21 protein-coding genes, 1 tRNA gene and 2 pseudogenes are annotated in these 26,331 nt (G+C 54.3%); 12 read left to right on the forward strand and 12 right to left on the reverse strand.

Features of this window, described 5'->3' with window-relative positions; genetic code table 11:
- Positions 1-119: 119 nt before the first annotated feature.
- From ACZ500_RS04840 to ACZ500_RS04865, 6 genes and pseudogenes are all read right to left on the reverse strand, one after another.
- Positions 120-740, reverse strand: a complete 621-nt coding sequence (locus tag ACZ500_RS04840; RefSeq protein WP_464231391.1) for a group II intron maturase-specific domain-containing protein — start codon at positions 738-740, stop codon at positions 120-122.
- A gap of 52 nt (positions 741-792) precedes the next feature.
- Positions 793-2,040 (reverse strand): annotated as a pseudogene (ltrA, locus tag ACZ500_RS04845) (group II intron reverse transcriptase/maturase).
- A 221-nt stretch (positions 2,041-2,261) separates the two neighbouring features.
- Positions 2,262-2,405 carry a hypothetical protein gene (locus ACZ500_RS04850; protein ID WP_464231392.1) on the reverse strand — a complete coding sequence of 48 codons (144 nt, stop codon included), beginning with the start codon at positions 2,403-2,405 and terminating at the stop codon, positions 2,262-2,264.
- 196 nt (positions 2,406-2,601) lie between these two features.
- A pseudogene (gene ltrA / locus ACZ500_RS04855) lies at positions 2,602-3,312 on the reverse strand (group II intron reverse transcriptase/maturase); the annotation flags it as partial.
- 586 nt (positions 3,313-3,898) lie between these two features.
- Complete coding sequence (tnpA, locus tag ACZ500_RS04860) at positions 3,899-4,330, reverse strand: IS200/IS605 family transposase (protein ID WP_464231393.1); 432 nt, start codon at positions 4,328-4,330, stop codon at positions 3,899-3,901.
- A gap of 259 nt (positions 4,331-4,589) precedes the next feature.
- Positions 4,590-6,206: a sigma 54-interacting transcriptional regulator gene (locus ACZ500_RS04865; RefSeq protein ID WP_464231394.1), complete on the reverse strand. Its 1,617-nt coding sequence runs from the start codon at positions 6,204-6,206 to the stop codon at positions 4,590-4,592.
- A gap of 582 nt (positions 6,207-6,788) precedes the next feature.
- Here ACZ500_RS04865 and tnpA (ACZ500_RS04870) point away from each other — a divergent pair.
- The 10 genes from tnpA (ACZ500_RS04870) to ACZ500_RS04915 all read left to right on the forward strand — a co-directional run bounded on the left by tnpA (ACZ500_RS04870) (position 6,789) and on the right by ACZ500_RS04915 (position 18,296).
- Entirely contained in the window at positions 6,789-7,220 is a 432-nt protein-coding gene (tnpA, locus tag ACZ500_RS04870) for an IS200/IS605 family transposase (protein ID WP_464231395.1), read from the forward strand.
- Between the two features lie 250 nt (positions 7,221-7,470).
- Positions 7,471-7,593 (forward strand): hypothetical protein, encoded by a 123-nt coding sequence (locus tag ACZ500_RS04875; protein WP_464231396.1) that lies wholly within the window; start codon positions 7,471-7,473, stop codon positions 7,591-7,593.
- Between the two features lie 159 nt (positions 7,594-7,752).
- Positions 7,753-9,219 (forward strand): FAD-binding oxidoreductase, encoded by a 1,467-nt coding sequence (locus tag ACZ500_RS04880; protein WP_464231397.1) that lies wholly within the window; start codon positions 7,753-7,755, stop codon positions 9,217-9,219.
- 111 nt (positions 9,220-9,330) lie between these two features.
- Positions 9,331-10,518, forward strand: coding sequence for a (Fe-S)-binding protein (locus tag ACZ500_RS04885; RefSeq protein WP_464231398.1), 1,188 nt, complete (start codon positions 9,331-9,333; stop codon positions 10,516-10,518).
- A 16-nt stretch (positions 10,519-10,534) separates the two neighbouring features.
- Positions 10,535-12,136 carry an FAD-binding oxidoreductase gene (locus ACZ500_RS04890; protein WP_464231399.1) on the forward strand — a complete coding sequence of 534 codons (1,602 nt, stop codon included), beginning with the start codon at positions 10,535-10,537 and terminating at the stop codon, positions 12,134-12,136.
- Positions 12,137-12,577: 441 nt separating this feature from the next.
- Positions 12,578-13,567, forward strand: a complete 990-nt coding sequence (locus tag ACZ500_RS04895) for an electron transfer flavoprotein subunit alpha/FixB family protein (protein WP_464231400.1) — start codon at positions 12,578-12,580, stop codon at positions 13,565-13,567.
- On the forward strand, positions 13,564-14,361 hold the full coding sequence (locus ACZ500_RS04900; protein WP_464231401.1) for an electron transfer flavoprotein subunit beta/FixA family protein: 798 nt from the start codon (positions 13,564-13,566) through the stop codon (positions 14,359-14,361). The genes ACZ500_RS04895 and ACZ500_RS04900 overlap by 4 nt, the downstream gene beginning before the upstream one ends.
- Before the next feature lie 370 nt (positions 14,362-14,731).
- Positions 14,732-17,389 (forward strand): molybdopterin-dependent oxidoreductase, encoded by a 2,658-nt coding sequence (locus ACZ500_RS04905; RefSeq protein ID WP_464231402.1) that lies wholly within the window; start codon positions 14,732-14,734, stop codon positions 17,387-17,389.
- A gap of 5 nt (positions 17,390-17,394) precedes the next feature.
- Positions 17,395-17,760 carry a TusE/DsrC/DsvC family sulfur relay protein gene (locus ACZ500_RS04910; RefSeq protein ID WP_464231403.1) on the forward strand — a complete coding sequence of 122 codons (366 nt, stop codon included), beginning with the start codon at positions 17,395-17,397 and terminating at the stop codon, positions 17,758-17,760.
- Positions 17,761-17,762: 2 nt separating this feature from the next.
- Positions 17,763-18,296 (forward strand): aminotransferase class V-fold PLP-dependent enzyme, encoded by a 534-nt coding sequence (locus tag ACZ500_RS04915; RefSeq protein ID WP_464231404.1) that lies wholly within the window; start codon positions 17,763-17,765, stop codon positions 18,294-18,296.
- Positions 18,297-18,464: 168 nt separating this feature from the next.
- Here ACZ500_RS04915 and ACZ500_RS04920 read toward each other — a convergent pair whose 3' ends face one another.
- The 4 genes from ACZ500_RS04920 to ACZ500_RS04935 all read right to left on the reverse strand — a co-directional run bounded on the left by ACZ500_RS04920 (position 18,465) and on the right by ACZ500_RS04935 (position 21,259).
- Complete coding sequence (locus ACZ500_RS04920) at positions 18,465-19,004, reverse strand: hypothetical protein (RefSeq protein ID WP_464231405.1); 540 nt, start codon at positions 19,002-19,004, stop codon at positions 18,465-18,467.
- 304 nt (positions 19,005-19,308) lie between these two features.
- A tRNA-Glu gene (locus tag ACZ500_RS04925) sits at positions 19,309-19,386 on the reverse strand.
- A 387-nt stretch (positions 19,387-19,773) separates the two neighbouring features.
- Positions 19,774-20,286, reverse strand: coding sequence for a FeS-binding protein (locus ACZ500_RS04930; protein WP_464231406.1), 513 nt, complete (start codon positions 20,284-20,286; stop codon positions 19,774-19,776).
- Positions 20,270-21,259, reverse strand: a complete 990-nt coding sequence (locus tag ACZ500_RS04935) for a 4Fe-4S dicluster domain-containing protein (RefSeq protein WP_464231407.1) — start codon at positions 21,257-21,259, stop codon at positions 20,270-20,272. Before ACZ500_RS04935 ends, ACZ500_RS04930 begins: the two co-directional genes overlap by 17 nt.
- Positions 21,260-21,558: 299 nt before the next feature.
- On the opposite strand from ACZ500_RS04935, the gene ACZ500_RS04940 reads away from it, so the two are divergent.
- Together ACZ500_RS04940 and ACZ500_RS04945 are read left to right on the forward strand one after the other, a co-directional pair.
- Positions 21,559-22,431: an MBL fold metallo-hydrolase gene (locus tag ACZ500_RS04940; protein ID WP_464231408.1), complete on the forward strand. Its 873-nt coding sequence runs from the start codon at positions 21,559-21,561 to the stop codon at positions 22,429-22,431.
- 207 nt (positions 22,432-22,638) lie between these two features.
- Entirely contained in the window at positions 22,639-23,145 is a 507-nt protein-coding gene (locus tag ACZ500_RS04945) for a BON domain-containing protein (protein ID WP_464231409.1), read from the forward strand.
- Positions 23,146-23,188: 43 nt separating this feature from the next.
- Here the strand turns inward: ACZ500_RS04945 and ACZ500_RS04950 are convergent, their stop codons facing one another.
- Both ACZ500_RS04950 and ACZ500_RS04955 read right to left on the reverse strand, forming a co-directional pair.
- Positions 23,189-25,759, reverse strand: a complete 2,571-nt coding sequence (locus tag ACZ500_RS04950; RefSeq protein WP_464231410.1) for an amino acid permease — start codon at positions 25,757-25,759, stop codon at positions 23,189-23,191.
- Positions 25,760-25,920: 161 nt separating this feature from the next.
- Positions 25,921-26,274: a DUF488 domain-containing protein gene (locus ACZ500_RS04955; protein WP_464231411.1), complete on the reverse strand. Its 354-nt coding sequence runs from the start codon at positions 26,272-26,274 to the stop codon at positions 25,921-25,923.
- Positions 26,275-26,331 lie beyond the last annotated feature (57 nt).

The following is a 26,331-nucleotide window of genomic DNA, read 5'->3' on the forward strand; positions in this document are numbered from 1 at the left end:
GACGAGGCGTATTTTTCACTGCTGATGTTCTATAAGAAAACTTCAGAATCGGGATAGGGGAAGGCCTCACGGCCTTCGCCCTCCCACACCACCGTGCATACGGGTCCGTACACGGCGGTTCATATAGCAGTAACCAACCTGTTATACTGATTGAGTAACGGTTGTAGGCCTCTTTTAGCAAAAAAGTGATTCGGCATGCCCACCTGGACCGGTTTCATGTTGGACATTGCCCACGGGCCCTTTCGGGACCCGGCTACCGGTTTGGCATTCCGGTCACTGACGCCAAGCGCCAGCAGGCCGTTGTACCTGGTGTGGCAGTTGTTGATCCACTTCTTCATTACGAAACAGCGGAGTCTCCGGCGTATCCAGCTGTCCAAATCCCTCAGAACAGTTGGCGTCTCAATGAGTCGATAATAGCCGACCCATCCACGGGTAAACACATTCAGCTCTTTGATAATTTGCTGCAGGTTGACCCCTCTGGATCTGCGCGTAATCCGTTTGATCCGATATTTGGCGTTTTTGAGGGCTTTTCCTGAGAGCTTTATCTTAAGTTTCCGGCCCGATGTAAAGCTGAACCCAAGGAACTTCCGCTCTTGGGGCCTGGCCACAGCCGTTTTATTACGGTTGACCTTGAGCTTCAATCTCTTGCTCAAAAATCTTTCGATAGAGCCCAGCACCCTTTTCCCTGCCCGTTCGGAATGGACGTAAATGTTGCGGTGAGTAGCCTGGGGGAATCTCATCCCCAGGCCCTCTCAGAACCGGACGTGAACCTCTCGGCTCATCCGGCTCCCATCACCCAACCGATGGCAAAATCCCCATCTGCCAGTGCGCGAACAGTCGCGGTTCTTTTCGGGCAATTCGCCCCAACCAATGTTCCGCGCGCCGTCGATGGCGACTCAGCTTTTTGTATTTCCTACGTGCCCAATGGATCAGAGCACGATTCATGTGCCTGAGCACCGGATACAACGCAGACTTATAAAAGCGGCCGTAATAGTTAATCCATCCGCGTATTGCCGGATTAAACATTCGAGATATGTCCTCGATCGTCTTATCCGGCTTCAGATGAATCCGCCAAGTGCGGATCGTTTTGCGCATCGCTTTTGCAGCTTTGTTGCTGACTCCGGGCGTAAAGTTGATGAAAAACTTGCCGTAACGATTTTTTGATCGCCTCGGACGAAAGGTATACCCAAGAAAATCGAACTTGATTTCCGGGTAGTCCGCCATACGATCATCGTCTTTACAGTAGACGATTCACGTTTTATCCGGATGTAGCTCAAGCCCGCATTCGTTAAAACGCTTATCCAACCGCGCCAACAAGTATTCAGCCTCTCTTCTTGCCCGACAATGTGTCACCGCATCATCTGCATACCGCGCCCATGGATTTTGTGGAAAATTTCGCTCCATCCACTTGTCAAACACATAATGCAGGAACAGATTCGATAAAACGGGGCTGATCACACCGCCTTGCGGTGTTCCAGACCGGCGCTCTACTATCTGACCGCCTTCCAACTGAAAGGGTGCTTTGAGCCAGCGCTCAATATAGAGCAGCAGCCATTTACAGTCCGTATGTGTTCTAACCGCGCGCATCAGCAAATCATGATCGATGTTGTCGAAAAGGCCCTTTATGTCAAACTCCAACAGCCAATCATACCGCCAGCAGCGCTGACGGGTCACGGCCACTGCATCGATGGCTGATTTGCCCGGTCTGTACCCGTATGAGTTCGGGTGGAAGCTCGGCTCCACCTTGGGCTCGAAGTACATTTTGGCAACCATCTGTGCGATTCGATCCGCTACGGTAGGGACCCCGAGAATTCTTGTACCACCGTTCTTTTTGGGTATCTCAACCACCCTGACCGGTGGGGGAAAGTAGCTTCCCGATGACAAGCGATTCCAGATTTTGTAAAGGTTGTCCTTCAGCCTTTCCTCAAAAAGTGCTATCGACTCCTCATCAACTCCCGCAGCCCCTTTGTTCGCCTTTACTCGCTTGTAGGCTTCCCAGACTACATGCTTGGAAATCTCAAACGGTTTTGTTTCTTCCATTGATTCCTCCTCTGCTTTATGCAGAGTTGATCAATCGTTAAAACATGGATGATACAGCCCCTTTGCTCCGCCACCATTACAGAAGCATCAACGCTCATACGGGCTGTTCCGCCCCTATACGCCGCATCGGTACTCTCATCCTTGTGGGGCTTCCACTTGGGTTTCTCCCTTACCATCGGCGTCGTAGGTTCCCACGTTCCACACAAAAGCCTGTGCCATGTTCACGCCGCCTTCATGCCGGTCACCGCCTGGACAGTAAGCAGGTTTCCTCCAGGCTCGTCCCAGGTTAACGACTCCCCCCTGGTTTTGATGACATCCCTACGCTTTCGACACTTTATCAGCGATTCACTGGTGTTCGTCTCCATGGCACCTACCTGATCCCGTCTTACGGGACCTTTTCCTTAACGCTCACCACCATGGCTTTTGACCACAGCAGCTTAAGGTGGTTTGAAGCCTCCGCCTGCACAGCGGCTCCGAGGGGCCTACCCTCATCTTTTGTGCAGCATGGCAGCTTCGATTCGGTGTCTACATGACCGCCTCCTTTCCGCGCCTTCGTGGCGCACAGTCATCCGCATAACGGCAGAAGGCATGGCCCCTTCTTTCCAGTTCCTTATCCATTTCATCCAAAAGGATATTACTGAGAAGGGGCGATAAAGGGCCGCCCTGAGGAGTACCTTCATAACGCTCCAGTACAACTCCATGGCACATGATGCCTGCCTGCAAATAGCGCCGGATCAGTCGTAAAATACGTTTGTCGCCGATCCGCCTTGAAATTCTTTCCATAAGAATATCATGGTTGATCCGGTCGAAAAACTTTTCCAAGTCCAAATCCACAACCCAACCGTGCCCAGCTTCGATATACTCTTTGGCCTGTCTAACAGCCTGATGGGCGTTTCGAGCGGGCCTGAAGCCATAGCTATGGGCTGAGAACGTGGGATCGTATACTGGCATGAGGACCTGTAAAAGCGCCTGTTGGATAAACCGATCTATTACTATTGGTATTCCAAGATGTCGGATGCCTCCACCAGGTTTTGGTATCATCACTTGCTTAACTGGTTGAGGCTTATATTCATCCCCCAGCAGTTGTTCTCTGAGTTGAGGCCAGTGGATTTTCAGGTAATCCTTAACCTCATCCACTGTCATTCCGTCTATACCGGGACTTCCTTTGTTCGCCTGCACTCTTTTTAGTGCTTTTATGAGGTTCTCCCTTTGGACCACTTCCTCCATCAGCCTAGGGTTAGCGGGTCTAGGTGTCTCGGATGCCTCTGTCATTTGACACACCGATGCACTCTCTCCGCCGGCTTCACCTTTGGAGCTTGAGGATCGGTCCCATTGAAACTGGAGTTGCTGCGGCACCATGACAATGAATCCTAAGGTCCAGACCTCTGGCTACATGTTCGGCCCTTCAGACGGGTCCACCGTCCTACTATGGCCTCTGCTGACTTCTACAGGTCCTTCTGAGACCCTTACGGGACCTCATAGTCTGTACCGACAGACCTGCAGACCTCCCCGGGTAAGAACCGCGGCCTCCACTCCACATCTGCCGCATTTACTACGCTATCTTTTGATGGTTACGGGCTTTGCTCTGTCACGTGAGCTTACCCAGATATCGCAGCCTTATATGCGGTTCGTTTCCCTCAGATCAGAGTTTTGCTTTAGGCTTCCTCCAGACCCCACCTCGCGATGGACGCCCTTGCCCTCAGCTAGCAGTTTCCACCATCAGGACCTGCAGGGGACTTTAACCCCCAAGCCGCTGCCCATGCCGGGCACACGTCATAACCTCCGGCAAAGCCGGAGGCTTGAATTTGTGAACCGCTCAAAGCGGTCAATGAAATCGGGGGCCACCTGAAGGTGGCTGCTATTTGAACAAACCTAGCTGGTCGAGTTTTTTGTCGATTTCTTCGTGTCTTTTGATGTATTGGCGGATCACCTCTTCATCGTGACCGGCTGTAGAGACGTAGTAGCCTCTTGCCCAAAAGTGAAGACCGGTGAAATTCTTCTGCCTTCCCATATATTGGCGAGCAACGTGAATTGCGCTTTTCCCCTTCAGATAACCGACGATTTGGGAGACAGCATATTTTGGCGGAATTGATATCAGCATGTGAACATGGTCGCCTCGCAGATGTCCTTCGTGGATTTTGCTCTCCTTATGCGATGCCAATTCACGCAGCACATCTCCCAAATGTTTCCGCAACTCCCCGTAAAGAATCTTTTTTCGGTACTTCGGAATCCAAACCAGGTGATACTTGCAATCCCATGCCGTATGGTTTAAGCTTTGAACGTTGTTCATCGAAAGCCTCCTTGAAAGTGATCTTTGAGCGGTTCACAATCGGGGAGGCTTTCGTATTGAGGTGGTCCCATTTAAGGGGTCCACTTCCGTATTTATACCCCGGACCAGCCCGTTTCATATGATCTAATTTGGACAGCAGTGGTGCCATCTATAGATTTTTTGATCTCGGGAAGGTAAATCTTCGATCACGTCAAGGTTAATCATAAGATAACTTCCAGCGGCTTTACCTTCCACGTCGTTGTCGTTGCGGGGAAGGCTTTTAGCGTTTCTTATAGGCAATGCCCAATTTCTTCATTTTGCTTCTGAGGGTGTTGGCATTGATAGCGAGAACTTCAGCAGCGCCTCCAGGGCCGTGGATTTTTCCATGGGTCATTTCAAGAATTATCTCGATATGATTTTTCACATTATCGTCATAACCAAGAGGTATGTCGTCTATCTTTGGCTTATAAGGTGGCAAATCCACCGAATTAATATGTCTATCAACTGAATCGTTGATATCAAAACCGACATATTCGAGGTTGTCTTTTGCATTGTTTGATGGTGTAAATTCTGATAAATTCATATTTTTTAGTATAGAAGTAAATTCCAAAGGTTTACCTCTGCTTAAAATGATGGAACGCTCTATTAAATTCTCAAGTTCGCGGACATTGCCGGGCCAGTCATAGGACAAAAGCACATCCATGGCACCGGGCATGACCGTTGGAATATTTACCAGATTCAAAGCACATGCCTTTGCTTTGAGAAAATGCCGCACAAGTGCAGGGATATCTCCCTTACGGTCTCTCAAAGGCGGAATACTGATAGGGAAGACATTCAAACGATACCAAAGATCAGCACGAAATTGATTCGCGCTGACGCTGTGTAAAAGGTCGTTCTGGCAGGCCGCAATAATTCTGGTATTCACCGGAATCACAGTAGTCCCACCGACTCGTTCCAGTTCCTTAGTTTGAAGAACCCTCAGTAATCTTACCTGAACGTGCAAAGGCATATCACCGATCTCGTCAAGGAAGAGAGTGCCCTGATCCGCGCGCTCAAAAAGGCCTTTTTTCGAGGAGATAGCCCCGGTGAAAGCCCCTTTCTCATGCCCGAAAAGCACGCTGTCAAGAACCCCTTCCGGAAGGGCGCCACAGTTTACCTTTATAAAAGGGCCACCCTTTCTTGCAGAGTGTCTATGAATGGCATTTGCGACCACTTCTTTGCCCGTTCCTGTTTCGCCTAGCAACAATACCGGACTGTCCAAAGGTCCGACTAGATGTACCATCTCCATCACCGCCCTCCATGGGGCGGAATCCCCGATAATGCTGTTTTCAGCAAATTCATTCAGTTTTTCACGTAAGTAACGGTTTTCGCGAGCAAGCATGTTTTTCATTTCAATAATTTCTTCATGTCTACGAATATTTGAAATGGCAATGGCAAAGGGGTCTTTTAGCTGCAAAAACAAATGAGCGTGTTCTTCAGTGTATTTATTCTTTCCAAAAGCATGTAAGGCAACTGCTCCAATGTCTTGTTTGTCTATGATCAATGGTAAAAGTAAGGTTGATGAAATAGGATCTTTGTAAAACGAATGCCACAAATCAGATACAGGATTAGCGCTCGTATCATTAATAAGCAAAAAAGGATCGTCTCCTAACTGACGTAGTAAATTTCTATGTTGATAAGGTATAGAAATAACATCATTCAGTCTTTTACTTCCAAAAACATCAACTCTTGCTAAAGCGCGTAAAGCGGTGCAATCCCATTCGCGATGTACAATAGACATGACATCTACAGGTAGAATGCTGCCAATGTAGTCGAATGCCCTCTCTAAAGCTGTTTTAGAATCTAGAGTTCCGCAGATTCGCAATGTTGCTTCTTTGTAAAAACGATCTGCATTCACACGGATTATCGGATTGTCTAAAGAAGATATCTTGTTCATTATATAAGTCCATTTGAAATAAAATAGCTTAGAGTTATCAGGCAGACTTTGGTGAGTCTGCGGACGAGAAGAGACATCAGTTCAATTCCCCTGCCAAGGCATGCGTTGCTAAATCCGATTTCATAGCCTTGTCAGAGAATAGTATGCCTCCTAGGCTTCTGGTTTTTATGAAAGATGTAAAATATCACTAAATTTCACAATTGCATTTCATTTAAAAATGATCCTATCCAGCGGTTTCTAAAGCCAGTCCTACCGTTTTTCTTCAGCTCAGCCACAGAAACGAATATCAGTTATGCCAAACACTTAACCTAAAATTCTGCTCTTGGATCCCAAAAATCGATCGGTGGTTAAAAGATTCTTGTGAATCTTATTTAGAGATACACCAATTGTGAAATAAAGCAATCAAAATGACGAAATATCGTAATTAATACGAGTAAACCCCCGGCTTTGCCGGGGAGACACACAAAGTTTGACAATTCCGGGAATATACGAAAGCCTCCAAGATTGTGAACCGGTCAAAGATCACTTTCAAGGAGGCTTTCGATGAACAACGTTCAAAGCTTAAACCATACGGCATGGGATTGCAAGTATCACCTGGTTTGGATTCCGAAGTACCGAAAAAAGATTCTTTACGGGGAGTTGCGGAAATATTTGGGAGATGTGCTGCGTGAATTGGCATCGCACAAAGAAAGCAAAATCCACGAAGGACATCTGCGAGGCGACCATGTTCACATGCTGATATCAATTCCGCCAAAATATGCTGTCTCCCAAATCGTCGGTTACCTGAAGGGGAAAAGCGCAATTCACGTTGCTCGCCAATATATGGGAAGGCAGAAGAATTTCACCGGTCTTCACTTTTGGGCAAGAGGCTACTACGTCTCTACAGCCGGTCACGATGAAGAGGTGATCCGCCAATACATCAAAAGACACGAAGAAATCGACAAAAAACTCGACCAGCTAGGTTTGTTCAAATAGCAGCCACCTTCAGGTGGCCCCCGATTTCATTGACCGCTTTGAGCGGTTCACAAATTCAAGCCTCCGGCTTTGCCGGAGGTTATGACTATAAAAAAACGTTTGGCACGTTTGATGCTGTCTAATCTCAACGATGAGGACTTTTGAAACCCCTTGTAAGGGAGCGTTCAGGGATGCCGATACCTGTTGTCATCTAGTATCCCGGAAATGAATTCCCGGTAGATCCCAGTGTCCAATCCAGAAATGAGGATTTTTGGCCAATAGCAAGGAAATTGAGCGTTTGTGCGGCGGCGACCTACAGGTCGCCGCACCAGCAAACGTGCAGATTGACGCCGAGATTGGCCCAAAAGACCATTTCCGGATGCAAACCATCTAGGATTTCGAGGATCCCATAGGATGAGAAGAGTTTCAGTTTATAGAAATGTTTCTTGATGCGGAATTGGGGTTTTCGGCAGGGGGTACAGGATTCCCATAGGTGGAGGTGTGCAGATTTTTACCGTGGATTTTGGGAAAAGACATCAGAAAAGGAGGAGAAATGATGCTGAATGAGGGGCTGGTTAAGATTGTGGGTGGCAACAACGTGCTGGATAGTCCCGATATCCTGAACGATTATTCCGGAGATATGAGTTTTGCCGCCCGAATGCGGCCCAGGTGCCTTGTCAGACCCGGGAGTGCGAAGGAAGTCCAGGAAATAGTCAAATGGGCCAACGAGGAGAACGTCCCTCTTCTACCCATCAGTTCAGGCCCGCCTCACTTCCGGGGTGACACGGTTCCGCGCGCCGGTGGAACGGTCCTGGTGGACCTGACCAGGATGAAGAAGGTCATCAGGGTCGACCAGCGGAACCGGGTGGCGATGGTGGAGCCCGGGGTCAGTTTTGACGAACTTCAGACTGAACTGGCGAAAGAGGGGCTGTCCGCCTATATGCCTTTGTGCCCCAGGAAATCGAAATCGGTCCTGACGAGTATCCTCGAGAGAGAACCTATCACGATGCCGGCGCATCATTGGGACTGCACCGATCCTTTCCTATGCGGCGAGATCATTTTCGGAACCGGAGATGTATTGCGCAGCGGCGAGGCTGCAGGACCGGACAGCACGGAAGAAAAATGGAAGATCGGCAATTACCAGATCACCCCGTTCGGGCTGTCTCAGTTTGATGAGAACAAACTCGTCTCGGGCGCGCAGGGGACGATCGGCATCCTCACCTGGGCAACCATGAAATGCCGGATGGCATCCTCCTTCAGCAAGACATTCCTGGTGCCGTCAGAAAATATTGGGCAGCTGTTCGATCTGACCTACCCGCTTTTAAGGAGCAGGCAGTGTGATCATTGTTTCATCTTGAACGATCTGAACCTTGCCAGCCTGTTGGCGAAAGATGCAAATGAGATCAGATCCTTGAGAGAGAGCCTCCCCGCCTGGGTGCTGGTGGTCAGTTTCGAGGGGAATGGGGAGTTGCCGGAAGACAAGGTTGCGTGGCAGGAGGGCGATTTTAGAGAAATGGCTCTCAGGGCAGGGCAATTGGGACCGGTGACCACCCTCTCCGGGCTGAATACCGAAGAACTGTCTGCGGTGCTCTCCAAGCCTTCGGAAGAACCCTACTGGAAGCTGAGATACAAGGGCGGGTGCGGAGAAATTTTCTTCCTCACGACCCTCGATAAGACGCCCGATTTCATCCAGGCCCTATCCGGTTTAGCCTCCGCGCGCAGGTACCCTTCAACGGATATGGGCGTTTATATCCAACCGGTTGTCCAGGGCACAAGCTGCCACTGCGAATTCGACCTGTTTTATGATCCGGCGAAGACATCCGAAGCGGGAAAGGTGAAAGGCCTCCTTTCTGAAGGGGTCGCCCATCTGGCGGACATGGGCGCCTTTTTCTCGAGGCCTTATGGGACCTGGGCAAAGACGGTGTATGGGAGAGCCGCAGTAAGCTCTGCCATGCAAAAGCAAGTCAAGCAGATATTCGATCCGAACAATGTCCTGAATCCTGGGCAGCTTTGCTTCTAAGAAGAGAAGGGAGGAGTTTGAAAAATGGAACTGAAAGATTTTGAACATGACATGCAAAGATGCTCCAGATGTTCATACTGTAAATGGATACCCTACGAAAACCAGCAGAATATGGATTTCATAAAGGGCTGCCCCTCAGCCGCCCGATACAACTTCCACGCCTATGCGGCGAGTGGCAAGTGGAACATGAGCTATTCGTTCCTGCAAGGCCGGATCGATTACTCCGATGCCTTCCAGGATGCGGTGTATCGCTGCCAGATGTGTGGCAGCTGTGATGTATCGTGCAAAGTGGTTCAAGACATCGAACCGCTCGAGCATATGCAGACTCTTCGCATGAAATTTGTGGAAGACGGCCAGATTCTGCCGGAGCATATGCTTTTCATCGATAATCTAAAAAAAGAAGACAACATGATGTTGGCCAAGAAGGCTGACAGGGGAAAGTGGGCTGAAGGTATCCGCGTCAAGAATCTCAATAAAGAGAAGGCTAAAGTGGCCTATCGCGCCGGATGCAGATATGCCTATGACGATGAATTGTGGCCTATAGTCCGCGGGGGACTGCAGATTCTTCTCGATGCGGGCGTCGATGTGGGGATTTGGGGTGATGATGAGGTGTGCTGCGGCGGCCGATCCTATCAGTGGGGATACGCCGGCGAGATCACGAAATATGCTGAACATACCATGGAGGCCCTGAAGGCCGCCGGGGTCGAAATACTGGTCAATCCCTGCTCGGATTGTTACCAGGCCTACAAAGTGCTCTACGACAAAATAGGCAAAAAACTGGATGTGGAGGTCCTTCATATCACCGAATACCTGCACCGACTAATCAAAGACGGCACCATCCAGTTGACCAAAGAAGTGCCCATGACCGTCACATATCATGACCCCTGCCATTTGGGAAGACTCGCGGAGCCGTGGGTCCATTGGAAAGGGAAAGAGGTCAAGGTCATGGGGCAGATGATCTGCCATGAACCACCCAAAAAATATCGACGGGGGGCCAACGGGGTCTACGACATTCCGAGGGAGATCCTGAAAACCATCCCTGGTCTCAAACTGGTCGAGATGCACAGGATCAGGGAATCGGCCTGGTGCTGCGGCGCCGGTGGTGGGGTCAAGGAGGCCTATCCTGAATTTGCAACCTGGACGGCAGCCGAAAGGCTCAAGGAGGCCAGATCCGTGGGAGCACGAGCGATGGCCACCGCCTGCGGCTGGTGCAAACGGAATTTCTTGGACGCGATGGAAGAGGGCGCGGATCCAATTGAAGTCTATGACATCATAGAACTGATCCAAAAAGCTATGTGAAGGAGGGTAGATCGAGATGGCGTTAACGGATATCGAATACATGGCCTTGGAGGATTGTGTCGGCCCTGAGAACATCACGCGTGAACCGGCTATCCTGGATACCTACAACCAGTGCTGGGGACATAAAGCCGTATTTGACCAGAAGTTTTCAACACGTCCGGCTGCTGTCGTCCTGCCGGGAAACGCGGAGGAATGTCAGGCCGTCATTAAAGTGTGCAATAGATACCATATTCGCTTCAAACCCTTTTCTTCCGGATTTGAAATCATTTCTCTCGCTCTCGAAAACGAAAAGAGCATCCTTTTGGACCTCAAGAGGATGGATCGGATCATCGAAATAGATGTCAAAAACATGCACGCGGTGGTGGAACCCTACGTCAATATATACAGGCTGCAAAGAGAAGCCATAAATTATGGTTTGACGGTCGGATCTATCGGGGCAGGACCCAGCGCCGGGGTGATAGCCGGCTCCTGCTGCCACTTCGGTGCGGGGACCACGATGGTCAGCACGGGAGGCCTTGGCCGTAATGTCCTTGGCGTGGAATGGATCCTGCCGACCGGAGAGATCTTTCTGACAGGTTCGGCGGAAACAGGCGCCGGCTGGTTTTCCGCCGATGGACCTGGGCCGAGTATGAGAGGGATTTTACGGGGTCGCTCAGGTGCGAATGGTGGACATGGAATCATTTCGAAGGTGAGCGTGAAGCTTTACCCGTGGCATGGAAGTCCAGATCTGAAATTTGAGGCGGAGCCGGGTCGACCGCCTTCGGCAAAGTGTTTGACGCAGGTTCCGGAGATGTACAAAACGTTCGTCATCCTGTTTCAAAGCCAGGATCAAATGTTCGAAGCGTTGAGCAGAATTGGCAGGGCGGAGCTTGCCTCGGCGCTCATGGGTGCACTCATGTTCCCGTATGGTGAAGGAAATGACGAACAGTGGCTGGCGATACAGGCGATGCGTGATGCCGGTATGAACTTCACTGAAGTAGCCAGCAAAGGAGTGGCTCTGGTCATTGGCGCCGAGACAAAGCGGGGGCTTGAATATCGTGAGAAATGTCTTCTGAAGATCGCCGAAGAAATGGGCGGCCATCCATTGCCTTTGCCCCCGTCCGAGCAGGCCCGCTTCTTTTCTGCAGCCACCTGGCACTTCGGTTTTGTTACTGCCGCATTCAGGCGCACGGGAGATTTCTTCGTCTCTCCCACCGGCGACGGTAGCCCCGACATGATGCTGAACCTGAGAAAAGAAGCAGAACGGCTGCTTCAACCCTATATGGACAAAGGATTGCTTCAGCAGCTCGGCACCGCCGAGATGTTCCTTATCCCGAGCGAGCACAGCTCTGTCGGTTTTCATGAGGAAAATGTTTCATTTTATGATCCCTGGGATGCCGATTCGCTTCAGGCTCTCCGAGATGTCGCCCAGGCCTCTGAGGATCCGAACGGTGATTTCAGACGTTTCGGGGTGCCCCATCTCGGGGGAGGTCTTCAGGTTGAATTCAAGAGCCATGTCCATCAGAACTGGGGTCCTATCTATGACCATTATGACGTCTGGCTCAGGAAGATCAGGGATATGCTCGACCCCAACGATGTGGGGGACTGGTCTGGGTATATCCCAGCCATTTTTCCATAGGCATTTCGCTGACAGCCGGGAATCGGAATGCGGTCAAACATAAACTCCGATCCGTCAGTGAGCTTTTCATGAGGAAGAGGAGCGGCAGTTGGCTTCAGCGGTAATTTGCACGCACCGCTGGAGCCGCTCTGCGAATGAACGCTGCAATCGAAAGAGGGCGACCATCTGCACTTCCAGCCCCTGATAGGAAACCTACGGATTTTTTGTGGACATTGTGATTCCGGTCATTTCATCGGCTTGGAAGGAAATCCACGCGAATTCCGCGCTCCAAGAACCCGGAAATTTGAAAACCAGACGTGCTCTGTACTATGCCGGAGGATATGCAACAGATTCTGAAAGGACATTGGAGATGAGAAAATCAGTGAATAACAATAGGGCCTTGCAGCGATTCGAATCAGGGGATAAGCCCGCCGCCTGCACCCTATATGAAGGAGCCTAGCCATGGAACAGGATCGGATTCTTGTTTTGATGGAGCATGAAAACGGCGGCTTGGCCCCCATTTCATTGAAGCTGCTGACGGTTGGAAAGGCGCTTGCGGAAGGCCGCAGCGGAGTCCTCTGCGGGTGTGTCATGGGGCACGCGCCTGGTGACGTTTCGGAGGAAACAGCCCTTTACGTGGACGAGGTGTACACGCTCGATGACGCGAACCTCTCATCCTACCAGACCGACCTATATGCCTCGGCCTTGGAAACCCTGGTGAAGGCCGTCAAGCCATCCGTCCTGCTGATGAACCACAGTTACGAAAATGTGGAACTTGGCCCGAAGGTCGCCCACAGGTTCAACAGTGAATTCGTCCCCGATTGTGCGGAAGTGGAGTGGGGGGAAGAGGGCGCGCTCCTTTGCACCAAGCCGGTCTACGGCGGCCGTGCCATCGCGGTTATCGGGGTCCAAGGCGTCCCTGGCGTGGCTACCATGAGGTGCATGACGCAGGAACCCCTCCTGCGCCAAGAGGCGAAGGGGAGAATCATCCCGTTCGATGTAGCGCTGGATTCCACCCTCGCCCGGTCAGAGACCCTCTCCGTTGTGGAGGGGGAGAGCGTCAACCTCGGGGGGGCCGAAGTCATCGTCTCGGGAGGCAGAGGCATTGGTAACGTGGAGGGGATCGAGCAGTTGCAGAAGCTGATCCATCTTCTGCGCAAACGCTTCGGGGCGGTGGAGCTTGGAGCGAGCCGTCCGCTCGTCGACAACGGCGTGCTCCCGCACGCACGTCAGGTCGGCCAGACGGGGGAGCGGGTGAATCCGCAGATCTACTTTGCGATCGGTATATCGGGCTCCACCCAGCACCTCTCGGGGATGATCGGGTCTCGAAAGATCGTGGCCATCAACCAGAGCGACGAGGCCCCCATCTTCGAGGTTTCAGATTACGGGGTCGTCGGCCGGTATGAAGAGGTGCTTCCCGGGTTTATGCGGAAGCTGGAGGAGATGGTATGAAAACGCTCACGAGTATCGTCTGCCTGAAGACGGTCCCCGATCCGGAGGGGCCCGCCTCGGCTTTCGAGGTTCAGCCGGAGGAAAAACGCGTCCTGGCGAAAGGGATCCCACCGCTCATCAACCCCTATGACGAGAATGCGCTGGAGCTCGCCCTCCGGCTCAAGGATCGTTGGGGAGGCAGAATCGTGGCGATCAATGTCTCCGGGAGAGCCGTTGCGGCGGTGCTCAAAAAGGCGCTGGCAGTGGGGGTGGATGAACTGATCCTGGTCGAGAACCCCGCGTTCGATGATTTGACGAGCGAAGCCGCGGCGAGGGTGCTTTCGGCGGCGGTTGAAAAGGTAGGGGAATACGGCCTGATCCTCACGGGCAGGCAGAGCGCCGACTGGGACTCCGGGCAGACGGGCCTCCTGCTGGCGGAGATGCTCGCCATCCCTGCGATCAACCTTGTGAAGGGCGCGGAGATCCTGGAAGGCCGGGTCGAGGCGGAAAAGCTCAGACGCGTAGGCTTCGAAAGGGTGCGCGCCTCTCTGCCGGCCCTCCTCACGGTGAGCAGCGAAGCGGGCGAGCTCCGGATGCCTTCCATCAAGGCGGTGCTCGAAGCCCGCAAGAAGCCCCTGACAAAGTGGACCGCGCAGGATCTGGTTTTAGATGTCAGCGCCCTCAGGACGAGAAACATCGTCTCGCTCTCGGCTCCTGCTTCGACTGCCAGGCAGTGCGTTTTTATCGAAGGAGGGTCAGGGGAGGAGAAGGGAGGAAGTCTTGCGCTGAGGCTGAGGCAAGACGGTCTGATATAAAACGGATTGAGGTTGAACCATATCCTCGTTTCTTGCGCGGGAGCTTGTGGATGCTCAGCCGCTATTCTTACTGGGGAGTGAGCCAGCCGGTGTCCTTGCGGAAATGATTTTCCGCTAGAATCCCGTTTCCAATCCGGAAATGATGATTTTTTGCCAATATCATCGAAAGACGTACAAGGAAATCCAACGCCTGCGTGCAGGCGACCTCTAGATTGCTGCAGAGTCAAAGGTGAAGATCGATGGCGAGGTTGGCAAAAATGAGCATTTCCGGATCGAAACGAACTCGCCCATACGAACCTATTCTTATGAGTGGATTGCTTGTTAGAACTCTCGATTGGAGTTTTTCACGATTTATGGAAAGGCGGTGGCCATGAAAAAGGTCTCATTGAAGGTAAACGCACGACGATACCAATTCATAGTCGATTCTGAACGCGTGCTTTTAGACCTTCTACGGGAGGATTTGCACCTGATCGGAGCAAAACAGGGTTGCGATAGGAAGGGGCAGTGCGGCGCGTGTACGGTTCTCGTCGACGGCAAGGCGGTGCGCTCCTGCATCAGCAAGGTGGCAGATCTGGATGGAGCGGAGGTCTGGACTGTGGAGGGTCTGGGTACACCGGAAAACCCCCATCTGATTCAGGAGGCCTTCGTCCTCGCGGGAGCGATCCAGTGCGGGTATTGCACCCCCGGGATGATCATGGCCACGAAAGCGCTGCTCGAGGGCAATCCGGATCCGGATGAGGAGGAGATCAAGAAGGCCTTTGCACGGAACCTCTGCCGATGTACCGGCTATAAGAAGATCATCGACGCCGTCAAGCTGGCTGGCAGGTTTCTCCGCGGCGAGATCACCCCGGATGAGGTCAGGCCCGATCCCGGAAGCGGAACGATCGGCGTCTCCCACCCCCGGCCCTCGGCCATGCTAAAGGCGTGCGGCCTGGCGGAATTCTCGGCGGACATCCAGATGCAGGGCGCCCTTGAAATCGCAGTTTTGCGGAGCAGCGAACATCATGCCCGAATCAAATCCATCGACACCTCCCAAGCCGAACAGATGCCCGGGGTGGTCGGTGTCATGACCGCCAAGGACATCAAGGGCAGCAACCGGATCAAGCTCATATTCGATGACCAGCCCGTCCTATGCTCGGACAAAGTCCGCTGCCTGGGGGATCCCATCGTAGTGGTGGTGGCAGCAACCAAGCCCCAGGCGGAGGCAGCGGCTCAGGCGGTCAAGGTCGACTATGATCCGTTGCCCGTGATGATGACCCCGGCCGAAGCCCTTGCCGACGGCGCTGTACAAATCCACGACGAATACCCGAACCTTTGCTGGGCTCAGCCCCAGATCAAGGGGGACGCCCAAAAGGCCCTGGCAGAGGCGGCTGCCGTGGTGGAGGCCCATTTCTCCACCCAGATGAACCACCAGGCCCCTCTGGAGCCCGAGGCCTGTGTGGCCTACCTCGAAGGGGAGGGGGAAGACGCTCTCCTCGCGGTGATCGGCCGAAGCATCATGATCCACAGCCACATGGCCATGCTGCAGGGGGCCCTGGGATGGGAAAACATACGCTACGAAGAGGCGTATTGCGGAGGGCAATTCGGCATCAAGGTTGGCATCACCTCCGAAGCCATCGCCGGAGCGGCCGCCCTTCATTTCAAGCAGCCCGTCCGCTACATACCGAGCCTTCACGAGTCCATGCTCCTTACCTCCAAGCGCCACCCCTTCGACATGAAGGTGAAATTGGCCGCGGACAAGGAGGGAAAACTCACCGCCTTTATCAATGACTTCACGATCAACAACGGCGCCTATCAGATTTTGGGCATCGTGGTGGGACTGAGGGCTCTCCAGATGCTCTCCGGTTCCTACAACATCCCCAACGTCGAGGCAATGGCCAAACTGGTTTACACCAATGACGCCGCCGGGGGAGCCGCCCGAGGGGCAGGCCCCCCGCAGGTCGCTTTCGCTCTGGAGTCGGCCATGGACATGCTGGCCGAGAAGTTGGGGATGGATCCGTTTGAATTCCGTCTCAAGAACATCCTCGCCCCGGGTCAGAGCGTTTCTACCGGGGCAGTCGTCGAGGAGTGGCCTTTTCAGGGGCTATGGGAGGACCTCCGGCCCCATTACGATCGGGCCAGGAAGGAGGCTGCCGCCTTCAAGAACGGTCCCATCCGGCGCGGGGTGGGTCTGGCTTGCCACTCCTTCGGGATAGCTGAACCGGGGGACGCCGCCATGGTAGCGGTGGAGCGGGACCCCGATGACGGCATCACCATCTACGCCGCCGCCGCCGACCCGGGTGAGGGGAACGATTCCATGCTCACTCAGATCGCGGCCCATCTACTGAATCTTCCGCTTGAAAAGGTGCGCCTGTCTACCCGGAGCACCGAGCACACAACCGAAACCGGTCCTGCGGCAGGCAGCAGAATTACCTATATGGTGGGGGGGGCGCTGCTCAACGCCATCGAACAGATGAAAGCCGCCATGGCAGAGGCGGGTGCTTCCGGGTACGAAGGGCTCCAAAAGGCAGGTAAACCGACACGTTTTATCGGGAAGAAAAGTGTACCCGGAGGGCCCCTGGACCCTCAAACCGGATTGGGGTCCACCTTCGAGTCTCAGGTTCACAATATCCAAATGGCGGAGTTGGAGGTGAATTCCGATACCGGGGAGGTCAAGGTCATCAAGATGACCACCGCCGTGGACCCCGGGTTGGTGATCCACCCCAAAAACCTGGAAGGGCAGCTGGAGGGGGGCATGGACCAGGGTGTGGGCTTTGCACTCAGGGAGATCTATGTCCACGGCGAGACCAAGGACTGGATCACTTTCAAATTTCCCACCATGAAGACCGCTTTTGACATGGAGGTGGTCACTCCCAGGGAAACCCCCCGGAAAAATGGGCCCCTGGGGGCGACCGGCATCGGCGAGATGACCATGGTTTCCACGGCCCCTGCCGTCACCAATGCCATCAAGGACGCCTGTGGCGTCCGAATCTACGATCTGCCGGCCACACCGGAGAAGATCAAGGCCGCCTTGTTGAAAGGGAAATAAGGGCTATGGCGAAAGCCGAAGAACCTTGCCCGCTTTCGGGTCACCCCAACCGGAAAGTCCGCACGATTGCGGGGGCGCAGATCGTCTTCGACGGAGAAGGCTTTCTGCGCAACCCAGAGGACTGGCCCGAGGAGGTGGCCCGATCGCTGGCGGCTGAAAGCGGTCTAAAGGAATGGGGAGAGACCCACTGGCAGTTGATCCGGTTTATGCGAGCGTACTACTTTCAACATGGCTGCGTACCCATGAACCGGGATCTGAAGGCAGGGGTGAAGATGACGCTCATGGACCTCGAGGCGCTATTTCCGGGCGGGATCCGCGGGGGAGCAAGGCGGGTGGCCGGTTTGCCGAATCCAAAAACCTGTGCGGGTTAGATATGATGGTGGAACAGTTGATTTACCTGGACAACGCCGCCACGACATTCCCCAAGCCGCGGGCCGTCCTGGAACAAATGCTTGCAACCTATGGCCGGATGGGGGTATCGCCCGGACGGGGGAGCTATGATCTAGCCTTGGAGGCGGAAGAGTTGGTCCAGGAGACGAGGCGGAAGTTGGCCGCATTGTTCAGGGCCCCGGATCCGAACCACATCGTTTTCGCCCAAAATGCTACCGATGCCTTGAACCTCGCCCTGCAAGGGATGGTCGGGCCGGGCGATCATGTGGTGTCAACCCGAATGGAACATAACTCCGTCCTGAGGCCCCTCTACCACCTTCGTCAACGGGGATGGATCGAATACGACCTGGTCCCTTTCGATGGAGCAGGGTTCGTGGATCCGGACGCCATTGCAAAGAGCATCAAGTCCAACACCCGTTTGGTTGTCGTCTGCCATGCATCCAACGTGCTGGGCACGGTTCAACCCATCCCCGAAATCGGCCGCATCTGTGCCGAACGAGGCATCCCTGGTGGTTAGAACCTTGGCCCTCTGAGGCCAAATGGGCTCATAAATCGACGAGGCGTATTTTTCACTGCTGATGTTCTATAACAAAATTTCAGAATTATCAAAGTCGAAAGGAAGAATATTATGGCTAAAGAAATAAGTTGGACAAAAACCATAAATCAGAGGCAAAAATAAAGATGCTTAACCAATATAATTATTCAACATTTTTAATGCTGTCCGTGTCTTCTCTTTAACAGCGTTAATCCACCACGAGAGTTGAGGCAACGTTCTTATCTCGATAGGAAAAGGATCAGGATCGTACTCATCTACTCCTTCATACTGGAATTTTATTATTAGGGCTTCTCGCAACTCAGGATTATCAGCCAAAATTTCACCGGCGCGGCTCAAAAAATTCTCTACTATCGTATCCCAATAATCTTTACTCAGTTTGTGAAACATTTTCTCGATATTTTCCCTATTCCTGTCAAACCATTCATTATCCCCTTTTTCTTGGGCGTAGTCTATCTTGGCTTTGATCTTTGTGACATCAGCATCGTAAGCGCTGATATATTCCCTCAATGAACGAAGCAATCTATTCTTCTCACGGTTCTCCAAATAGTTTGAGATATCTCTCTTAAGTTTTCCTGCGAAGTCATAAAGTTTGTCTAATCCATCGACCAAGTCCTTAAAGGATAATACCATTTTGACACCGTACCTTTCCGCCCCACCTAGACTTTCCATCCGGAAATGGCCATTTTGGCCATTCTCGTGGCGTCATCACACCAGACTAAAATCGACAATCTTGCCTGACCTCTGCTTTTCGCGATACGGGTAAAAGCGGAGGAGGCCGCATTCCGCCTGTGGATGTAGGGATTGATCCCTACGGCCGCCGGACCTTTCGTCGAGGGCTGGCAGGGGAATGCCAATCAGGATCTTGCAGTGCCTTTGCGGTCCATGGAAAGGGTGTTGGGAATATGGTTGGAGAAAACAAAAAAACCTAAAGAAAAAAGGCTACGTTTTTGACGTAACCCCTTGATTTTACTGGTGGCGTCCCCAACCGGATTTGAACCGGTGTTGCCGGCGTGAAAGGCCGGTGTCCTGGACCTGGCTAGACGATGGGGACGATGCTGAGATGAAACCTTCGTGCAGCGAAAAGCCTCATGTTCGCCGGGGCATTCAACCCGGAGAGGGTCCGCTTTTTCTGCTGCTCGCTTCGCCGCCGAATCGGAGGCAAATAGGCGCTGTCGATAAGCGATCGGCGAAACACGAAACCGTCTTATACCTTTTGGCGCAGTTGTTTGCAAGCATTTTTTGACGTGGATACCGTTTTATGGGGCAATTTTCCCAGCAAGGGAGTTTTCACCGTCCAGGGCTGAAGGTTCGCTGAGTCCGATGATGCGGCGGCATAGACGGATCGGCCGATTGCAGGTCGAACACGGATGAGCGCCGCCCGAGGTCGGTGTTTGCCGCGAAATGGGTCTTCAAAGCGGAGGGGCGTGGCGCAGTCCTGTCACGGTGATCGATGGTGCATCAAGTCTTCCTTCCTCGGCACGACCCACCCTGACCGGGTAAACGCAAAGAAAAGGACGGCAAAGAGGTAGAACATCATGAAGCCCAGATGGGCGATGTCGATAAACATGGTCGCTCCGGGCGAGAAGACGATGTCGGGCAGGTTCTTCAACACCCTGAAGACCCCGGTGACGACGATACCCGCGAGCAGCGCGATCCTGACGAAGCCGGCCGCGGTGAGACGGTGCTGCTTTCGGCCGAGGGCGAGGTAGTCGACTGCCGCGAATGCGATCAGCCCCAACAAAAGAATGGCCCCGAGGTAATGGATGTAATGCGTTGCGAAAAAATCGGCCGACCAGGCCATCCCTGGGATGTCGGAGATGTAATAGCGTTTGAAGATCGGCATCTGGCCGAATCCCGTAAAGGCCAAGACGATCCATGCGAGGGTGTAGAGCCGGAACATCATTTTCCGGCCGGGCTGAGCGATGACTTTCGTATCAGCGGTTTTCATCATGGCGTGCCTCCGAACTGCCGGTGTCCTTGATGGTCTTGTAAATTTTGCCTACAGCGGCCGCGATCCCTGCGAAAGGGGCGATGACCATCGCCTTCGCGAGATTGTCGGCGTGTTCCATGGTGTTTTCGACCGGCTTGAGGTGGGGTTTCCCGGGCCCCTTTTCGATGGCGCGGTTGAGCTCCTGAAAGGGCACCGGCGAGACGTAGATCGTGTTGGTGCCTCCGTTTTCCTTCTCGCCGTAGATGTAGCCGTTGATCTCCTTGGCGATCTGATGCGCCTTTTTGACGATCTCATCGCGCGGCCCGATCTGCTGCACGTTCTCGGGGCAGATCTCGATGCAGGCCGGTAGCTCGCCTTTCTCGATCCGGTTATAGCACCGGTCGCACTTGTACATGACGCCGTTTCCTGCAAAGGCCGGCATAAGATCCAGGTAAAGGCCGACCCCCGTCTGCCGCTGCGGGATATGCCAAGGGCAGACGTCCTTGCACTTGGAGCCGCCCAGGCAGACATCCGAGTTGATCCGCGTGATGCCGTTTTTCAGCTTGAACGCCGCACCCCAGGGGCAAAGGTCCGCGCAGGGCGGGTTCTGGCAGTGCATGCATCGCCGTGGAACGTGAAGCGTCCGTTCTTCGCCGTTCATTTTGACCGTTGCGTTCTGAATGAAGACCCAGTTGTATGGGGTCAGCCGATCGCTTGTGTACCGCTTGTCGGACCAGTCCTCGACCTTGACCCGGCTCGGGTACATCTTGGGGTAGGGCTTTTCGGGTTCGGGAAATTTGGGTGCGTTGACATCCTTGCAGGCCTCTACGCAGGCCTCGCAGCCAATGCACTTGCGGATGTCGATCAGGGTCGCCAACTCCTGCCCGCCGGCCGCCCTGGCGCTTTTGGGAAGAGGCAGGGCGCTCATTCCAGCCACGCCGGCTGCAGCCAGAGTCCCTTTCAAAAACGATCGGCGTGAAATCTTCGGATCCATGGTTTCTTATCCCCCGTGTGATTTTGCTCTAAAGATCCATGAAATAGAAAAAGGTTACACCTCGATGTGATCGAAGCGGCTCTCCCAGGGAAGAGATCTCGGCAGCAAGGGGAGAGATGCAAGAAACTGCATGTGCGCACCGCAGGGCTGATCTGCCCGTTTCGGCCTCGGGGCCTCACGTGCGGGGAAGATCATCCGCAGTCTCGGTTCGATGCTGGGAAAGGCTTGACGGGATCCCGCATGTATTGTATTTCTCGGTGCGCCGGGATCCGGCATCAATCCACCGTGAGGATGAAAATATGCAGATAACCGATCATATTCATGCGATACGCATACCATTCCGCCTCGAGTTCTCGCCTGAAAATTCAGTCGAGCGCTTCGTCTACGCCTTTATGGTCTTCGGCAACCAGATAACCTTGATCGACAGCGGCGTCTCGGGTTCGGAGCGGCTGATCTTCGATTACATCCGGGCAAACGGCAGACACCCGGACGAAATCGGGATGCTTGTCCTGTCCCATTCCCACCCCGATCATATCGGTTCGGCGAAGTCCATCAAGGCGGAGACGGGCTGCACCGTTCTGGCGCACAAGGCCGAAAAGGCCTGGATCGAGGACACCGATCTCCAATTCAAAGAACGACCGGTTCCCGGATTCCACAAGCTCGTGGGAGGGCCTGTTTTGCTGGACAGGCTGCTCGTGGACGGGCAGAGGCTCGATCTGGGCGGCCCTGTGTCCTGCGACGTCCTTCACACCCCCGGGCATTCGGCAGGGTCGATCTCCCTTTTCTTCGGGCGCGAGAAGGCCCTGTTTTCAGGGGACGCGCTGATCCTCCCCGGAGAGCTGCCGATCTATGACGACATCCGCACGTGCGTTGCATCGATGAAACGCCTCCGACAGGTGTCGGATGTCGAAGTGCTCCTTTCGTCGTGGGAAGCGCCGATGAAGGGGCGTGAAGCCATCATGAGCCGCATCGATGAGGGTATTCGTTATCTTCAAAAGATCCATCAAACCATTCTGCAGGTCAATCAATCCGAAGCGGCCGACCCGATGGAGCTGTGTCAATCTGTAGTTAAAGCGTTGGGGCTTCCCATGATTGCAGTCAACCCGATTGTTGCCAAGGCATTCGCCTCGAGTCTAGCTTTCGGGACAGATGACATATTGTTTGATGAGTAGTGAGGTCGACAGGTGTTTTGACGGCATCTCCCATCCGTATGCTAGAGGATTTATAATCTTATAGCAGATGAATATTTCCGTGATGTTGAAATTTATCTTTTTTCAGCAAAATCGGTGATCTTGACATATCCTTCTAAATTTAATAATATTACGCTTTAAGTGGTTGGATCATGTCATTGGACGCAATCATCGATGCGGAGGTGCACCATGAAGACACTGATTTTTGGAGTGCTTTTGGGGGTCATCATCGGCGCCGGCGGATACTGGTATATGACCGCAGAGCGTACGAGTCCGGATATAGAGAAAGCCGAAGAGCGCGCGGCGTCGCAGGCCGAAAAGGCCTTTGATTCCGTTCGCGCGGCCGGCGAGCAGGCGAAGGAGGCCTTGGCCGCCAAACTGGAGGCCTTCGAGCTACGGAGCGAAGACATCCAGCAGGAACTCGCGGAGCAGGGACGCGTCGTCCGGCGCAAGGCCCGCGAAATCGGGGATGCTGCAACGGATACCGTTGTCGATTCACGCGCGACGGCGATCATCAAAGCCAAACTGGCGGCTGACCCCGATCTCTCGGCTTTGGACATATCCGTCTCCACGACAGAGGGTCAGGTAACGCTCTCGGGCACAGTTGCGTCCGCCGAACTCATCGGCAAGGCGATGGCGCTGGCCTTGGAGGCGGAGGGTGTCCGGGAGGTCGTCTCCACTCTTCAGATAGGATAAGAAGCAACCGCTTCGAGGCGGGCACGGGCAGATCTTACTCCGGTTATTTATCCTTCTTTGGAGAGATGACGCCCGCCGTTTCGGCCTCCTGAGCGGCTATTTCGGCTTTGGCAGCCGCCTTGGCCGCCCGCCGGGCGGTTTTGGCAGCCTGCCTTGACGCCTCTTCTACTGCCTTTTCCATGAGAGCAATGGCCTCGGAATCGGCGCTGACGCTCTCAAGGCGCTGCTGCTCCGCTTTCCGCCGCGCTTTTTCGAATGCCTCGGCTGCGTCTTCCGCCTCAGCCGCCGCTTCATACGCCCGTTTTCTAGCATCTTCGAGCGCATCGAGGAGTTTTGCCGTCTCGCCGGCCTTGCCGGATTCGGGTCCCGCATCCAGTTCTACGTCGCGGGCCGCCAGCGCCATCGCGGTTACCGGCAGGAAGAAAAGCGTTTCACCCATGGGATTGCCGAAGACATCGACCACCTGGTTTTTTCGAATGCGGAAGGGCAGGAAGACGATGGAGGAGTCCCCGGAATACTCAGCGATCTTGTCGGCGTCGACATCGGCGACGATCTGGGGCTCCGCATCGATGCGAACGTCTTCGAGCATCTCTTGCAACCCTGCCATCGTCACCTCTTCCTGCGAGGCGCCTGCGGAGGCAAGCAGGCGGACCCTGGCCTTGGCCCATTTTTCGTGGCGGGTCATCAGGTAGGAGAGGAGCAGCATCAGGCGGCTGGTGGCGTCGTTGCGCCACCAGACATCGATGACCAATTTGCCTGCCGGTATTTCTTCCAAGGCTTGCCATTTATCCGCCTTCGCATCCAGGATGACCAGGTTGCAGCCGAAGAAACGGGCGGCGCGCAGGTTTGTGCCGAAATCGAGTCCGTCGAGCCCGAGGAGGGTGCCGGGTGTCTGCCCCATCCAGTTGAGCAGGATGGTGTTCGCCTTGAGGGGCCCGATGCCGTAGGCCTGGATAACGGATTGAATGCCCGCCTGAAGGGTAGGCGCCACCATGATGAGCGGGAAGGCGTGGACCCCGTACTCCTGAATATCGCGCTGCAGCTCCGCTTCGGCTTCCTCCTTGCGTTTGAGCATCTGCACGCCTTCACCCTCGAGGACCCTCACGACGGTCGTCAGACCGCTGGTCCCTTCGATCCACGAAGAAAATGCAACCAGCTGGGATCGGCGCTCCGGATTGTCCGAGAATGCGAGGATCTGGGGCCGCCAGTACCGGGGGTGCTCCGGCAGACCGATGGACTCCAGCAGGTGCTCCCGGACCACCTGCATGTGGTAGGATCGGCGGCTGTCAGCCCACCTCAGAGGGCCGGCCGTTCGCTTGAGGTATTGAAAGATGGCGAAGAGGACCACGAGGGCGAAGAGGCCGGAGCGAAAATCCACCGCCAGCATGGTTCCGAGGCAGGCGAGTGCGCCGGCCAGGCTGAGCCACTTGTTGAAATAATGGAATCGCGGCCGAAAGGAAGGGCTGGCGGAACGCGCCTCGAAATAGGTCGCGTAGTTCAGCAGGCCATAAGAGATCAGAAAGAACATCGACACGACGGCCGCTATCAGGTTGAGCTGCCCGAGCGCGATGGTGATATAGGCGATCCCGGCCGAGAGCAGGATCCCGCGGCGCGGGTTGTTCAAGGGCCCTGCACCTTTTGCGAAAGGGTTCAAAAAGGGGAAGATCCGATCGCAGGCCATGGATTGGAGGATGCGGGGTGCACCGAGGAAAGAGGCCATGGCTGACGAGAGGGTGGCTGCGACGACTCCGACGTCGATCAGAGGTCCAAAATAAGCGATCCTGCGCATGGCGCCATAATCCCCGCTCAAGACTTCCCCCGGCAGGACCGCTGCAAACACAACCGCCGAGAGGAAATAGACGATGATCGAGATCCCCACCGCCATGAAGGTGCCGAGGGGCAGGCTGTGTCCAGGGTCTTTGAGGTCCCCCGACATGCTGACCCCCTGGGTGAACCCCGTAACCGCCGGGAAGAAGATCGCGAAAAGTACCCAGAAAGGCATGGATGATTGCGGGGTGGGCCAATTCTCGATCAGCAGCTTCGCATCCCACTTCAGGAGCCCTCCGACGAAAAACGACAGCAGGGCGAGGGCCAGGGTGAGCATGACCCCGTATTGCAGGCGCGTGGCCCAATCGGCGCCCAGCCAGGCGAAGACAAAGAGGAAAGAAACGGCGGACGCGGCGGCGATCTGGGTCAGGTAAGGGACCTGGACCGGGAGGAGGGCCCCTACCGCCTCGCCGAAGCCGATGCAGTAAAAGGCAACGGAGACGGATTGCGCCAGAAAGAGGACGATCCCGATCGCCCCTCCAAACTCGATCCCGAGGGTGCGCGAGATCAGATAGTAGTCTCCCCCTCCTCTGACCCGGAGGTTGGTGGCTATGGCTGAGAGCGAGATGCTCGTCAGAACGGAAATCGTATTGGCGAGGAGCAGGATCAGGAGCGCGAGCCCCAGCCCGGCGCTTCCGACCACGAACCCCATTCTCAAGAACAGGATGATGCCGAGAATGGTCAGGATGCTCGGCGTGAAGACCCCGGCGAACGTCCCCAGCGTGCCCTGCGATTCGAGCGTTTCCGGCTTGCCCTCGGGCGAGGTTTTTCCCGTCGTATCGTTCATCCTGACGTGTATCCCGGATCAACCGCCTCTTGCCTGGGGCAGGTTCCTTCAGAAAGGAAGGGACCGTCCCGCACGGCCGCGTTTTCACACCCTGATTGGGAATAAATCTGGTGCCGATCCCGAAATGATTTTCCTGGACAACTCAGTCTCCGATCCGGAAATCAGCGTAGCTTCGACAGCAAAAACTCCTTCAGCGCGACCGCCTGGTTGTACCGGACATCCTTCGCGGAATAGAGCAGGGTCAGAGTTCCCTCCAATGCGAGGCCGCGCAGCCGGTCTAGGACCTCCGGCTTTTGATCGAGTTCCTCGAAATAGCGGCGTTTGAACGCTTCCCATTTCGCGGGGTCGTGTGCGAACCATTTCCGGAGTTCAGTGCTCGGGGCAGCCTCCTTGAGCCACTCCTCTGCGTCGAGCCGCTCCTTTTTCACCCCCCGAGGCCATACACGGTCGACCAGGATACGGGTCCCATCCTTTTCGTCGATCGGGTCGTAGACCCGCTTCGTTTGGATGTTCATGCGGCTTTCTCCATCTGCTTCGAAAGGGCGTGGGGGCGCCAGGAATATCAGCGTCTG

This window comes from Desulfatiglans parachlorophenolica, assembly GCF_055394735.1.

Coding starts and splice junctions, on each gene's coding strand:
- ACZ500_RS04840 (WP_464231391.1), bottom strand. CDS start 740: ATGAGATTCCCCCAGGCTACTCACCGCAACATTTACGTCCATTCCGAA.
- ACZ500_RS04850 (WP_464231392.1), bottom strand. CDS start 2,405: ATGGAGACGAACACCAGTGAATCGCTGATAAAGTGTCGAAAGCGTAGG.
- tnpA (WP_464231393.1), bottom strand. CDS start 4,330: ATGAACAACGTTCAAAGCTTAAACCATACGGCATGGGATTGCAAGTAT.
- tnpA (WP_464231395.1), top strand. CDS start 6,789: ATGAACAACGTTCAAAGCTTAAACCATACGGCATGGGATTGCAAGTAT.
- ACZ500_RS04880 (WP_464231397.1), top strand. CDS start 7,753: ATGATGCTGAATGAGGGGCTGGTTAAGATTGTGGGTGGCAACAACGTG.
- ACZ500_RS04885 (WP_464231398.1), top strand. CDS start 9,331: ATGGATTTCATAAAGGGCTGCCCCTCAGCCGCCCGATACAACTTCCAC.
- ACZ500_RS04890 (WP_464231399.1), top strand. CDS start 10,535: ATGGCGTTAACGGATATCGAATACATGGCCTTGGAGGATTGTGTCGGC.
- ACZ500_RS04895 (WP_464231400.1), top strand. CDS start 12,578: ATGGAACAGGATCGGATTCTTGTTTTGATGGAGCATGAAAACGGCGGC.
- ACZ500_RS04900 (WP_464231401.1), top strand. CDS start 13,564: ATGAAAACGCTCACGAGTATCGTCTGCCTGAAGACGGTCCCCGATCCG.
- ACZ500_RS04905 (WP_464231402.1), top strand. CDS start 14,732: ATGAAAAAGGTCTCATTGAAGGTAAACGCACGACGATACCAATTCATA.
- ACZ500_RS04910 (WP_464231403.1), top strand. CDS start 17,395: ATGGCGAAAGCCGAAGAACCTTGCCCGCTTTCGGGTCACCCCAACCGG.
- ACZ500_RS04915 (WP_464231404.1), top strand. CDS start 17,763: ATGATGGTGGAACAGTTGATTTACCTGGACAACGCCGCCACGACATTC.
- ACZ500_RS04920 (WP_464231405.1), bottom strand. CDS start 19,004: ATGGAAAGTCTAGGTGGGGCGGAAAGGTACGGTGTCAAAATGGTATTA.
- ACZ500_RS04930 (WP_464231406.1), bottom strand. CDS start 20,286: ATGATGAAAACCGCTGATACGAAAGTCATCGCTCAGCCCGGCCGGAAA.
- ACZ500_RS04935 (WP_464231407.1), bottom strand. CDS start 21,259: ATGGATCCGAAGATTTCACGCCGATCGTTTTTGAAAGGGACTCTGGCT.
- ACZ500_RS04940 (WP_464231408.1), top strand. CDS start 21,559: ATGCAGATAACCGATCATATTCATGCGATACGCATACCATTCCGCCTC.
- ACZ500_RS04945 (WP_464231409.1), top strand. CDS start 22,639: ATGAAGACACTGATTTTTGGAGTGCTTTTGGGGGTCATCATCGGCGCC.
- ACZ500_RS04950 (WP_464231410.1), bottom strand. CDS start 25,759: ATGAACGATACGACGGGAAAAACCTCGCCCGAGGGCAAGCCGGAAACG.
- ACZ500_RS04955 (WP_464231411.1), bottom strand. CDS start 26,274: ATGAACATCCAAACGAAGCGGGTCTACGACCCGATCGACGAAAAGGAT.